Source organism: Ignavibacteria bacterium (assembly GCA_041649015.1).
In the GTDB taxonomy this organism is placed as follows: domain Bacteria; phylum Bacteroidota; class Ignavibacteria; order Tepidaquicellales; family Tepidaquicellaceae; genus CAIKZJ01.
Window position 1 is genome coordinate 135768 of record JBAZNU010000003.1, and the last position, 12928, is coordinate 148695.

Annotated in this window: 10 protein-coding genes; 8 read left to right on the plus strand and 2 right to left on the minus strand. The window is 38.8% G+C overall.

Going from position 1 to position 12928, the window contains the following annotated elements; genetic code table 11:
- Positions 1-5: 5 nt before the first annotated feature.
- The 4 genes from WC644_06335 to WC644_06350 all read left to right on the plus strand — a co-directional run bounded on the left by WC644_06335 (position 6) and on the right by WC644_06350 (position 4808).
- A complete protein-coding gene (locus WC644_06335) occupies positions 6-1397 on the plus strand; it encodes a DUF2851 family protein (protein MFA5011557.1) in 1392 nt (463 codons plus the stop codon).
- A 432-nt stretch (positions 1398-1829) separates the two neighbouring features.
- The gene (gene glnA / locus WC644_06340) at positions 1830-3275 is read left to right on the plus strand and encodes a type I glutamate--ammonia ligase (protein MFA5011558.1); all 1446 of its coding nucleotides are present in this window, start codon (positions 1830-1832) and stop codon (positions 3273-3275) included.
- A gap of 18 nt (positions 3276-3293) precedes the next feature.
- Positions 3294-4001: an FAD-dependent thymidylate synthase gene (thyX, locus tag WC644_06345; GenBank protein MFA5011559.1), complete on the plus strand. Its 708-nt coding sequence runs from the start codon at positions 3294-3296 to the stop codon at positions 3999-4001.
- A gap of 12 nt (positions 4002-4013) precedes the next feature.
- A complete protein-coding gene (locus WC644_06350; protein MFA5011560.1) occupies positions 4014-4808 on the plus strand; it encodes a hypothetical protein in 795 nt (264 codons plus the stop codon).
- A gap of 308 nt (positions 4809-5116) precedes the next feature.
- On the opposite strand, the gene WC644_06355 is transcribed toward WC644_06350, so the two are convergent.
- Positions 5117-6634 carry a DUF4434 domain-containing protein gene (locus tag WC644_06355; protein MFA5011561.1) on the minus strand — a complete coding sequence of 506 codons (1518 nt, stop codon included), beginning with the start codon at positions 6632-6634 and terminating at the stop codon, positions 5117-5119.
- Between the two features lie 431 nt (positions 6635-7065).
- Between WC644_06355 and WC644_06360 the strand changes: the two genes are divergently transcribed.
- From WC644_06360 to WC644_06370, 3 genes are all read left to right on the plus strand, one after another.
- Entirely contained in the window at positions 7066-7764 is a 699-nt protein-coding gene (locus WC644_06360) for a hypothetical protein (protein ID MFA5011562.1), read from the plus strand.
- Between the two features lie 60 nt (positions 7765-7824).
- A complete protein-coding gene (locus WC644_06365; GenBank protein ID MFA5011563.1) occupies positions 7825-9324 on the plus strand; it encodes a dicarboxylate/amino acid:cation symporter in 1500 nt (499 codons plus the stop codon).
- Between the two features lie 64 nt (positions 9325-9388).
- Entirely contained in the window at positions 9389-10813 is a 1425-nt protein-coding gene (locus WC644_06370; GenBank protein ID MFA5011564.1) for an aminotransferase class I/II-fold pyridoxal phosphate-dependent enzyme, read from the plus strand.
- Between the two features lie 210 nt (positions 10814-11023).
- Here WC644_06370 and thpR read toward each other — a convergent pair whose 3' ends face one another.
- Positions 11024-11581 (minus strand): RNA 2',3'-cyclic phosphodiesterase, encoded by a 558-nt coding sequence (gene thpR / locus WC644_06375; GenBank protein ID MFA5011565.1) that lies wholly within the window; start codon positions 11579-11581, stop codon positions 11024-11026.
- A gap of 326 nt (positions 11582-11907) precedes the next feature.
- Between thpR and WC644_06380 the strand changes: the two genes are divergently transcribed.
- On the plus strand, positions 11908-12828 hold the full coding sequence (locus tag WC644_06380; GenBank protein ID MFA5011566.1) for a T9SS type A sorting domain-containing protein: 921 nt from the start codon (positions 11908-11910) through the stop codon (positions 12826-12828).
- Positions 12829-12928: the final 100 nt, after the last annotated feature.

Below are 12928 nucleotides of genomic sequence, written 5' to 3' on the forward strand. Positions count from 1 at the left end.
TATTAATGAAAAAACTCAACCTGAACGAGAGCTTTATTTCCCGTATCTGGACAAATGAAGCGTATTATAAGGGACTAAAAACTACGGGTGGGAAGCCTGTAAAAATCATAAACTTCGGAATCCCGAATTCTGATTCAGGAGCAGATTTTAAAGATGCACTCGTTCAAATCGACGACGTTCTTTTTTCTGGCGACATTGAGATTCATCAATCCTTCAAAGACTGGGATTCACACAAACATAAATCCGATCCGAAGTATAATAAAGTAATTCTTCACGTTGTCTTCTGGGGCGATAACAACTCTGTTTCTTCATCCGAAAGCAAACGCGTTATTCCGACAGTCGTTCTTTCTGAGTTTCTTTCACAGTCAATTCACGATATATGGAAAGATATAATTAATAATCCTTCGCCGAAATTTAAACTCCCTTGTTTCGGACAGAATCATGTTGTAGGTGCTGAACTGAAAAAAGACTGGATTACCGACATGGGTATGCTTAGACTGAATTACCGCGCTGAGCGTTTGTATTCCCGCATCTCTCATCTTGAAAATGATTTGCACTATGATTCTAAAAAGGATGTCTGGGAAAAAGTCCTCTTTGAATATGTTCTCGAAGCGCTCGGTTTCTCTAAAAATAAATCGCAGTTCCTGACTCTTGCAAAATCAATAGATATTCGAAAACTTAAAAAGTATTCCGACGTTCTTACCCATATTGAAGCAGTCTTGTTCGGTACCGCGGGATTCCTGTCACATGATTCCGATAACGATTACTATATAAGTCTTTCCGCTGTTTGGAAATCCATTCAGCCTAAACTTAAATTCGAAACCATGCACCGCTCGGAATGGCAATTCTTCCGCCTGCGTCCGTTAAATTTTCCGACCCTTAGAATTGCCTATGCATCTGCATTCCTTAAAGAATTGATTAAAGAAGAACTTCTCAAACGTATCGTCTTCTGTTTTAAAAACAGCCCCAATGTATTTAAAGACTTAACAAACATTTTTCTTTCTATCGAAACTTCAGAGTTTTGGAAACATAACTACGATTTTAATAAACCATCTAAAAGTGAGTTCGCCGCCATCGGAAAAGACCGCGTCCGCGATGTAATCGTTAATGTAATCGTTCCTTTGCTGTACTCATATTCAAAAGTCTTCTCTGACGAAGACCTTTTTATTAAAGTAAAAAAGTTTTACAAAACTTCAAAAGACGGCAGTACTAACAGCATCATTAAAGTCATGAAATCTCAGCTTGAATATCCCTCAAAAACTGTCGCCGAGTCTCAGGGACTAATTCACCTCCATAATTTCTTCTGCGTTCACGGCAATTGCGGCGAATGCAAAATCGGTGAAAAAGTCTTCGATAAGTTCGCAGTTTCAGAAGCCCTCCGCATCATCCTGTATTAAATATAATATTGATTTATAGCTTGTCATCCCCGCATGCTCTTGGCGGCCTGCCTGCCGCAGGTTCACCTTTAGGCAGGGGATCTTATCAAGCACCTTTCAGAAACATACTCTCTTTCTCAATCTCATCCTTGTAAATCATACTCTTTCATTGTTATCAGTGTGCTAATTTCTTTCGTTCTTCATTACTTTCTCATACGATGTAAATTATGATTTTTGGTGTCTTTGGTGTTTTGGTGTTAAAAAGTATTTTTGATTAATGCTCTTAAACCCCTTAAACCTATTCTTTCCTCATCATCAGTGTGCAGCTCTTATTGTAAAATACTATCCTCGTTCATCCGCGTTTTTCTCCCCCTCGTTTCTTTTATACTAAAATATATTCCCAAATTTTACTATCTTGCTTTAATTCAAATAAAATAATTTATAACTCTAAAAATGAACAACATAGAAGAACAAAAGGAAAAGCTTAAAAGAGTACAGGACGTATTCAAACTCATCAAGGAAAAAGAAGTTAAAATGATAGATTTTAGATTCACCGATATGCCCGGTCAATGGCAGCATTTCTCCATTCCGGCAGATAAACTCGAAGAATCTCATTTCTATGAAGGTCTCGGTTTCGACGGTTCTTCTATTCGCGGTTGGAAGTCTATCAATGAGTCTGATATGCTTGTCATGCCCGATGCATCCTCAGCTAAGATTGACCCATTCATTAAACATAAATCGATTTTCATTATTTGCGATATCGTTGACCCTATGACAATGAAGCCCTATGATAGAGACCCGCGGCTTATTGCCCGTAAAGCCGTTGACTATATGAAATCAACAGGCATCGCCGACGTCGCTTTCTTCGGTCCCGAAGCTGAGTTCTTTATCCTCGATCACGTTGCATATAATATAAACGAATACTCAAGCTGGTATAGAATTGATTCCCGCGAAGGGTTCTGGAATACTGGCTCCGAATCTGAAGCAAATCTTGGTCATAAAATAAAAATTAAAGAAGGCTACTTCCCTGTTCCTCCGTCGGATTCTACAAATGACCTCAGAAATATGATGGTCGAAAATCTTATTAATCTCGGTATTGATGTCGAAGTTCAGCACCATGAAGTCGCTACCGCTGGTCAAAGCGAAATTGATTTCCGCTTCGGTCCTCTGCTCGATGCTGCTGATAATCTTCAGACTTTTAAATATGTTGTGAAAAATACTGCCCGCGAAGCTGGCAAAACCGCCACATTCATGCCGAAGCCCATTTTTGGCGATAACGGTAGCGGTATGCATACTCACGTTTCGCTCTGGAAAGACGGCAAGCCTCTCTTCGCTGGTGATCAATACGCAGGTCTTAGCGAAATAGCAGTTCATTTCATCGGAGGTATTCTAAAGCACGCTCCTTCTCTGCTTGCTTTTACTAACCCGACTACAAATTCTTATAAACGTCTTGTACCCGGATACGAAGCCCCTGTAAACCTCGTGTATTCAATGCGTAACAGAAGCGCCTGTATCAGAATACCATCGTATTCTAACAACCCAAAAGCAAAGCGTGTTGAGTTCCGCTGCCCTGACGGTACGGCAAATCCTTACCTTGCTTTCTCTGCTATTCTGCTTGCAGGTCTTGACGGTATCGAAAATAAAATCGACCCGGGTCCGCATGTTGATAAGGATATTTACCATCTCAGCGAAGCTGAGAAAAAAGAAATTCGTCAGGCTCCCGGCTCTCTTGAAATTTCTCTTGATAACCTTAAGAGAGACCACGACTTCCTGCTTAAAGGCGGGGTCTTCACAGAAGATATTATTCAGACTTGGATAGATTATAAGATGGATAAAGAGGTTAAGGAGGTTCAGCTTCGTCCGCATCCTTATGAATTCCATCTTTATTATGAAGTATAAAAATTATTTATTGATCTAATGACAGAAAATATTCAGAAAAAAACAGTTCTTGATAAAGGTTTTGTTGAAGTTATTGATAAGCTCGGCTCTGACTTAACAGTCGTTAATTCCGCTCGCGTTTCTTTCGGGAAAAAGAAGCAGGAATTTACGCAGAGAGACAGTGTTCTCGTCAGGTATCTCGCCGAAAATAAGCACTATTCACCGTTTCGGCATATAGTCGTTCAGTTTCATGTTAAAGCTCCTGAATTCGTCATGCGCCAGTGGTATAAACATGTCGTCGGTATTGAAACTTCTTCAAGCTATCCCACTAAAGACCATGCGTGGAATGAAATCAGCGGCAGATACGTGCCCGTTAACGATTTCTACACACCCGATGTCTGGCGTGCGCAGTCAGAAGATAATAAACAGGCTTCCGCAGGGGAAATAGAAAATCAGTCTGAAGCAAAAAAGATTTTCGACAATGCCATGAAGGAAATTCTTGGATGCTATGATAAACTTCTCGGACTCGGCGTAGCTAAGGAACAGGCGCGTGTTATTCTGCCCCTGAATCAGTTTACCGAAGTTTATTGGACAGCATCCTTTCAGGCAGTCATGAATTTTCTTGACCTGCGTGACAATGCCCATGCACAGTGGGAAATCAGAGAGTATGCTAAAGTCATTAAAGAGTTTATGCTTGAACTGTTTCCGGAAACAACAAAAATTTGGTTCGAAGTTCAGAATAAATAAAGCATCGTGAATATGAGTTTCTTACTCTATATACCTATTTGGCTGATGGTGATTATCGTTGCTCTGCTGAGCGTCGTAATCGCTTTCATTGGCTTTTATCTTATTCACAGGTTCTATGATTATGAACACCTCGAAAAATACCATAACGTTACAAGCTATCTTTTCAATGCCTATGGTTTGCTCTATGCTGTCCTCATCGCATTCGTTGTTTATATAAACTGGACTGATTATAATAACGCTCAGAATCATATCTATTCTGAGTCTAACCAGATTTCAAACCTGTTTTTTACAGTGCAGGGACTCGATGAACCCGTTCGTACTGACCTCATGATGAGTATTTATGACTACACTGAGATTATTAATAAAATGGAAATTCCTGAAATGCAAATGGGTGTTTATTCTTATAAAAGTAATGCGGCGTTTAATCGAATATGGGAAGACTTTATTAAAATCGATATTAAAACAATCAGCAATACAATCCTGTACGATAAGTGCCTGAATGAACTCAAAGGCATCAGCGAAGCCCGACGTTTCAGGTATTTCTACATAACAAACTCAATCCCGACTATTATTTGGGTTGTTATGATTCTCGGCTGCTTTATTTCATTCTCGTTCTCTTTCTTCTTCGGCGTGCGTGTCCGTTTTCCGTATTTCTTTCTCGCCATCGCGTTCACATTCATCAATATAATCATCCTGTATCTGATATATGTTCTCGACCATCCCTACGAAGGTGCTAACGCAATCTCCTATCACACAATGTCAAAGATTCTCGAAAATTTCAGCACCGTCCTGCAATCCCCAAATTAATTTTTAAAATAAATAACATTTTATTAGAACCACTTCCTGTTTGACATTACCGAATGCTCTTGGCGGGGATTTCATCACGTAATCAATTATTTTAATCACACATATGCGTACTTTGTCTTAAATCAGCTATGGAAAACACCCTTTGTGCAATTTATCATATCTTACCCTGTTTGTCATCCCCTCATGTTCTTAGAGGGGATCTCATCATGAAATCAATTTAATTTCTTCTCTTTTGTTTGTATCACTTGTCACGTCTAATGATTAGTCGTAAATTCCCTTAATACACAATATGACATAACCTCAAAAAATCAATACTCCGGATTCACCATCACCTCATCCGCGAATATCCACTTCCTCGCCGTGTTCACCGCGAAAACCCTTATAAACCTTGCCTCTTCATCAATGTCAATCATCGCCACATCAATCCAGCAGTCATAATAATCATAAGTATAATTATCAAATGTTATCACTGGCAGCTCTCTGAAATCATAACCGTCATTCGATAATGAAAACCGTACACTTCCGGGTAGAAATACCTCGTACGGTCTGTAATTTAAAAACCGTGCTCCAAGTGTTTTTATCCTCTGTACTGTTCCAAGGTCAATCGTTGCTATCAAATCGTTCTTGTCAAAACCAAGCCAGTTCTTATCGTATGTCGTCTCTGCTCCTAAAAGCCCGTCCGTCAGGTTTCCGCTTGAATTTTGTTCAGCAGGAGCAAACCCGTATGTTACTTTACTCGATATTCCTTCATGTTTTAAATTACCCATAAAAGTTGCACCCAGCAGCTTCCATCTTCCTTTTCCGCTCTTCCAGTCCATGTAATCTTTGTAAGCGCTCCCCGCATATATCGGATGCCCTAAAGGATATTCCGAACCCGGCTTATCAAGTATCCCGCATACCGCAAAACTTATTATCTCATCTACCCCTGCCTTGGTATGTCCTGCTAATTGTGATAAAAATCTCGGCAGTGGCGCAGGTATCAAAGCAGAGTTTCGTACGTTTAATTCTTTCTCCCAGGTGAAGATTTCACTGTTCGCCCAGAATGCAATGTTATTTGTATTGTGCATTTCTCTTAATCTTGCAAAGTTCTCTTTCATTTTTGGCAGCGGCAGTTTTTCTACTACACAGCCAATCTCATCCTGATAAGCAATTATATCTACATTCAATTTCGAAATCTGTGCTGAAAATAAACGCTCTGAAAAATCAACTGAACGTATTCCATACGGCGAAACCATTATCTTCGCACCGGGTGTTAAACTCCTTGCCTCAGCACTTAACCTGTTCGTTATATTTACATGCTCTTGCGATAAATACGGTACTATCACGCCTTCACAGGGATAGTACCATCCGTAAAATGATTTATGTTTTGAATAAAGCCCCGCAGTCTCCCGCAATATTTTTAATTGTGTCTCCAGAATTTCCTGCGTTAGTATATTGTCATCCTGATTAACCGCCCAGCCGGTACTCATAAATACTTTTAAGTTGTGCTCGTCCGCTGCATTCATCACCGCATCTATTGGACTCTCTCTCCCCGATGTGTATGCTGGCGGCATGAATGTTGAAGGGTAAAAAGATTTTCTTTCATTAGCGGCATACATTATAACGATATACTCCATTCCCATTTCCGATAGCTCTTTAATCTTCAATCTCCAGAGTTCCGGCGACGTCATATCAATACCCGCAGGATTCATATATTTATTCCTTTCGTCCTGATACGCAAAATTTATCCACGTACCCCTAACGCTCTTTATCGGATTCTCCGCCTGCCCTTTGCTGATTATTGGAAAAAGCAAAATCACCAAAATAACTGCTTTTAAAATCTTCATATCTGTATTATTAAAATATCATTAATTAATATTCATTAAATTAATCTCATTAATAAAATCTAAAAATTATCCCTTCCCAATTTAAAATTATTAATCAAAATTCATTAATGAAACTCAATAATAATATTCATTTAATCGCCCTTCTTAAAAATTCCGCAATGGCTGTACTCAAATAATTCGCGATGATATCATTGCCATAAATCTCCCTTGTGTCTCTCCCTCCATAATTTCCAATTTATACATTTCATATTATGGATAGTATTTCCACTCCTGCTTCCTTATATCCTTGTAAATATCATATTTTTCGTATGCCTGCGATATGCCTGCGATATGCCTGCGATATGTCTGCGTTATGCCTGCGATATGCCTGCGATATATTTATATTGCGTTTTATCTCCAAAATCACCATATTTAATCAAAAATCAAATACTATGGCAGTTAATAAGAAACAAGTCCTCGGAAAACCAACAGGCAGAGTTGGTGATGTCGTTTATCGCAATGTTAACGGCAAAACCGTCATCTCGGAATACGTAAAAACCATCAAAATCTCAAAATCAAAAAATTGTGTCAGCAATCGTAGCCGATTTGCTGTCTGCACCGATTTTGCCGTTGCCGCCTCTTCCGTTAATCCCATAAATAAAATATGGAAATATTCAAACGCTCTCGGAAGAAGCGCCTATACTAAACTGATTAAAGCAAACATAAAATCAGTCGATGACAGTAAGCCCTCTTCTGCATCAACCATTACCCCTCAGGGCGGTATAGACCTTTCTCTTTATAATGTTGCTGTTAGCAATAATTCCATTACCGTCGAATACAAAATCAACCGCGTCGCAGCCTCCGGACTTCTGCCGCCTTACACTTGCACTTTTCTCGCATTTTGTTTTGATAAAAGGTCTGATAATCTTGAAATAGAAGATGATTATTTTTCCATAACCGCAAACATTCCAAACGAATCAGGTGGGAGCACCGACTCCGTTTCATTCAATATAAATGATTATACAAAAAACTGTATCAATAGTTTTAAAAAAGCCCGCATCTATTTTGCCGCCGTAAAACCAAACGCTGGCTCCTCTAATGCGGAGTGGTCATCAACATCTTATAGCGAAATTGATTTACCCGTAATATAATCCATTTGCAATTGAAATTATTGCATAATTTTATAATCATAGCGGATATTATTTTGCCTTATGAAGAAATTTAAGATTAAGATTCACAATCAGATTCTGCTTGGTCTCATTCTTGGCGCCGTCTTTGGCTCCATCTTTCACATGAGCTCAAGCGATATTGAAGTCGTCTCAAAAGCTGGTATCGAAAAGGTTAAAGGTTTTTCTGAAGTTAAATTTCTTCTTGGCGATTCTGTGCTCAGCTCTTTCGACTCAAACTCTCAGCTTGCAATCATCAAGTATTCAAAATCATTCACAGATAAAAAACTCAAAGAACAGGTTAAAGTTAAAATCACTACTTTCGATAATCAGGAAAAAGTTTTTACCGAAGTCCGCGAAATCACAAAGTCTAAAACCCTCGGCGCTCTTATAAAGCCTGTCGGTGATATCTTTGTCCGCCTGCTTAATATGATTGCCGTTCCGCTCGTCTTTGCATCACTGCTTGTTGGTGCCGCATCTCTTTCCGACCTGAAAAACGTCGCACGTATCGGCGGCAAGACGGTTCTACTGTTTATGTTCACAACTGTTATTGCAATCACAACAGGTCTTTTGTTTGCAAATATTTTTCAGCCGGGCAATTTTATGCCGCCTGAAACAAAAACTATGCTCCTCCAGACTTTCAGCGACGAAGCATCGTCAAAAGTTCAGCAGGAAGTTTCGGTAAATATAGTTGACTTCTTCGTTAATATCGTCCCGCGGAATCCGTTCAAAGCCATCGCTGACGGTGATTTCCTGCAGGTGGTCTTCTTTGCTATTCTAACGGGAATATTCTTAACGCAGATTCCTAAAGATAAATCAAAAACCATTATCAATTTCTTCGATGGTCTCAGCAGCGCTATGATTCTTCTTGTTGAAAAGGTTATGCTCATAGCTCCGTTCGCTGTCTTTGCCTTGATATCGGCTACTGTCGCGGAGTTCGGCTTCAACATACTTCAAACCCTGCTTATGTACGTTGTTACTGTAGCATCAGGGCTTCTGTTTTTAATGATATTTGTTTACCCGACTCTCTTAAAAACTATCGCTCGGCAAAAAGTCCTGCCTATTTATAAAGCCCTGCGGCAGGTCATGATTGTTGCATTTTCAACCAGTTCCTCTGCTGCCACGCTTCCTCTCGAAATGGAAGTTGCTGAAAAGAAGCTCGGCGTCTCGAATAAAATTGCCAGCTTTGTACTGCCTCTCGGAGCTACTATAAATATGGATGGTACTGCATTATATCAGGCGGTCGCAGCAATGTTTATCGCTCAGGTGTACGGCATAGAAATGGACTTAACTAAACAAATCACAATTGTTATCACAGCCGTCCTTGCATCAATAGGCACAGCACCCGTTCCCGGCGTTGGACTGATTATGCTAATCATAGTTCTGCGCTCTGTCGGTATTCCCGAAGAAGGCATTGCCCTTATTCTCGGTGTTGACCGCGTTCTCGATATGGCTCGCACTATCCCGAACGTTGTCTCCGACTCATTCACGGCAGTTACCGTTGCAAAGAGCGAAGGCGAACTCGGCAAAATGCATTCGGACTAATGATTTCTTCCTTTAAAAACATGTTTCCTATTGCTATTTTTGTATAAATCATCTCATTAATAATATGATAAGCATTAAAGACGTAAATCCAAATCTTATTGAAGCTCAATATGCCGTTAGAGGTAAGATAGTTATAAGAGCACAGGAACTCGAAAACCAGGGAAAGAAAATTATTTATTGCAACATCGGAAACCCGCAGGCACTTAAACAAAAGCCAATAACCTTTATAAGGCAGGTGCTGTCTTTGCTTGAGTATCCTGACTTGATAGATAATAAAGATGCCGCAAAAATCTTTCCTTCAGATGTTATTGAAAGAGCAAAATATATTATGCAGAAGAATCCCACGGGTACAGGTGCTTACACCCAGAGTGCAGGCGTTCCTTTTATCCGTGAAGCAATCGCAAACTTTATCTCCCAAAGAGATGGTATCCCCGCGGATAAAGATAAAATAATGCTTACCGACGGTGCAAGTAAGGGTGTTCAGGCTGCTCTCACTCTCTTGCTTAAGAACTCTAACGACGGCGTCATGATTCCAATACCCCAGTATCCTTTGTACAGTGCGACTATCGCTCTTTATGGTGCTAAACAAATCGGTTACTTTCTCGATGAAAAGAATTCTTGGCAGTTAAATGAAAGCGAACTCGAAAAAAGCTACAGCAAAGCAAAACAAGAAGGTATAAATCCCGTTGCTCTTGCTGTCATAAACCCGGGAAACCCAACAGGCGCAGTTCTTTCCAAAGATAACATGGAAATGATTGTCCGTTTTGCTAAAGCTAAAAACCTCGTATTGCTTGCAGACGAAGTCTATCAGGAAAACGTTTATATCAAAGGTCTTGAGTTTACTTCCTTTGCGAAAGTAATGCACAGCATGAACGAAAAAGAGGTAACTCTATTCAGTTTCCATTCGGTCTCTAAAGGTTTTCTCGGTGAATGCGGTCATCGCGGCGGATATTTTGAAGTTAGAAATATTCCCGATGATGTGTTTGCACATCTTGTTAAGCTTCTGTCTATAGGGCTTTGCTCAAACGTTGACGGTCAGATCGTCACTTACTTAATGGTGGCTCCTCCTAAAAAGGGCGAACCAAGCTTTAACCTTTATATTAAAGAGCGTGATGGCATTCTTAAAGAACTCAAAGAGAAGGCTGAAATTCTCGGCAAAGGTTTAAATCAGATTGATGGAATGACATGCGAAATCCCTCAGGGTGCAATGTATGCATTCGTTAGGTTCGAACTGCCGCACAGCAAATCTGTTGATGTTAATAAGATGTCAGAAGAAGAAAGAGTTGCTTACGATTCCAAACGCGATTCAGATTACTGTTTTGCACTCCTCGAAGAAACAGGTATCTGCGTTGTACCTGGTTCTGGCTTCGGTCAGCTGCCATCTACAATGCACTTCAGAACAACATTCTTGCCGCCAAGAGAAGATATTCAGGCTCTTGTTGATAAAGTCAAGAACTTTCACGTTAATTATGTAAGGAATATTAGTTGATATAACAGCACTTTAATAGTGTGATAATTTTTGGTATAGAACAATTTTTGAAAAATAAGTAATTTATATCTGTTGTTTTTCATTTTTATTGTTCTCCTCCTTATTGACAGATGCGTTCCTCCTTAATGCATCTGTCTTTTTTTATGCCCAAAATTGTGTTCTGTTTCTAAGGTAACGCAAGCATCAATGCTTGCAACAATTTAAATATACTTATAGCTCTACCCTATGCACCTCTTCAAAATAAGACCCCTTGCTCGTCAGCGTACTCTTCATCAGGCAAACATTGTTAACAGTAAACTTTTCGTTTTCGCATTCAATCATCATATCTCTCATATGTATTCTCTCATTCTTTCTTACTCTGCCTAAAGTTATATGCGGTACAAACTTCTTACTCTGTTCAAATCCCAATTTATACATTATCTCATCAATCGCTTTGCTAAGCTCGTATGACTTTCTCTCTTTATCTCTTACATCCAGAAATACTACTCTCGGATTTCTTAAATCAGGAAATGCTGATACTCTGTCAAACTCAAACTCTATCCTCCCAATATTCATGCTTCTGATATTATCAAGTTCTTGTATTATAATATTCTTCAAACCGTCTTTTATATCTCCGATGAAGAACAATGTTATATGATATTTATCTTCTGCTTCCCATTTTATCTTCTCGGTTTTATCAGTATCCATTGTGCTTCTCAGTTCATCTTTGTATTTCTTAACAAGCTTTTGTGTACCTTTTTCCAGATTCAAAGATATAAATACCCTCATAACACTCCACTATAATTTTAATTTATTGATAAAATAAGACACCTATTAATCTAAAATTTATGATCTTCTAAATCAGTGCAAAATCTCATATTAATCTGTTGGATATCCCGTTTCAAAAGATTTTAACTATTTTTAAATACGATTTTATTGTTCTTTATATTACTCTTTTGGCTATAATATACCTATATTGCTATCTGGAGTGAATAGATTTATATTCCTAATCTTAACAAAAATTAATTTAGTATTAAATTAAGTCTTTGTTTTCTGACGAATTTATATTTTGAATTGATTTGTACTCTTTTTTAAAATAACTTATTAAAATTATCATGAAATTTTTAAGCAAAACTTTTTTAAGCACGACAATCTTATTCTTATTTATTCTCGTTTCATCAGATTTATTTGCTCAAACGCCTCAATATTATAATTTTACAGGTGCAGGTACAAGTAATAATTCTTTCCCGTTTGCTCAGACACCAGGTAAAGCAGTTCAATGGGTCTTTTATCCGGGGGATTTTACTCAACCATCGCCACTACCGGCGGGGAAGATGATAACAACAATCTATTTTGAAACAAGCACTACAGGTACAGGAAGCCGCACGTATACTGATCTTGTAGTGATGATGAAACAAGATACAATCACAAGTTTTCCACTCGGTACTTTCTATTCACCGCTTGATACAGTTTATTATGAACAATCTGCAACGCTTACATTTACCGCAAACACCTGGTTTTCAATAACACTTGAAAAACCATTTGTATATGATCCTACTAAAAGCTTGATTGTTTTTGTCGGTCAATGCGGCGGTTCAGGTACTGGAGGAAATATCTGGCAGCTGGACATTGCCCTTAATAGAAGAAACTGGTCCGTAGGAGGTTGTCCGTTTGTTCCTTATGTTGGATCTACTCCAAATTCAGCTGCTGCTAATTTCGGAGTTGATGTTACCGAAGCTACTTCGGTTACCCAAATATCCGCGGAAATTCCTTCAGAATATAAACTTTCTCAAAATTTCCCAAATCCGTTTAATCCCGTTACCAGTATTAACTTCTCCATGCCTAAATCTGGTATGGTCAACCTAACAGTTTATGATGCTATGGGGAGAAGGATATCGGAACTGGTAAACGGTTATCATAATGCTGGAGAATATAAGATCAACTTTGATGCATCAGCACTCGTGTCAGGAACATACTTTTACAAAATGACTGCTGAGAATTTCGTTGCATCAAAAAGAATGATTCTTCTAAAATAAGCCGTTGCTTCGTTATGATTGCTTTTGCTAATAAATGGAAAAGCAGAAAATAAATTATAATAAATATTAAGAGAGTTCATATAACCGATTCTGTCGCTTA

Excerpts from the sequence above, each read along its gene's own strand:
- WC644_06335 (MFA5011557.1), top strand. The coding sequence starts at position 6 with ATGAAAAAACTCAACCTGAACGAGAGCTTTATTTCCCGTATCTGGACA.
- glnA (MFA5011558.1), top strand. The coding sequence starts at position 1,830 with ATGAACAACATAGAAGAACAAAAGGAAAAGCTTAAAAGAGTACAGGAC.
- thyX (MFA5011559.1), top strand. The coding sequence starts at position 3,294 with ATGACAGAAAATATTCAGAAAAAAACAGTTCTTGATAAAGGTTTTGTT.
- WC644_06350 (MFA5011560.1), top strand. The coding sequence starts at position 4,014 with ATGAGTTTCTTACTCTATATACCTATTTGGCTGATGGTGATTATCGTT.
- WC644_06355 (MFA5011561.1), bottom strand. The coding sequence starts at position 6,634 with ATGAAGATTTTAAAAGCAGTTATTTTGGTGATTTTGCTTTTTCCAATA.
- WC644_06360 (MFA5011562.1), top strand. The coding sequence starts at position 7,066 with ATGGCAGTTAATAAGAAACAAGTCCTCGGAAAACCAACAGGCAGAGTT.
- WC644_06365 (MFA5011563.1), top strand. The coding sequence starts at position 7,825 with ATGAAGAAATTTAAGATTAAGATTCACAATCAGATTCTGCTTGGTCTC.
- WC644_06370 (MFA5011564.1), top strand. The coding sequence starts at position 9,389 with ATGATAAGCATTAAAGACGTAAATCCAAATCTTATTGAAGCTCAATAT.
- thpR (MFA5011565.1), bottom strand. The coding sequence starts at position 11,581 with ATGAGGGTATTTATATCTTTGAATCTGGAAAAAGGTACACAAAAGCTT.
- WC644_06380 (MFA5011566.1), top strand. The coding sequence starts at position 11,908 with ATGAAATTTTTAAGCAAAACTTTTTTAAGCACGACAATCTTATTCTTA.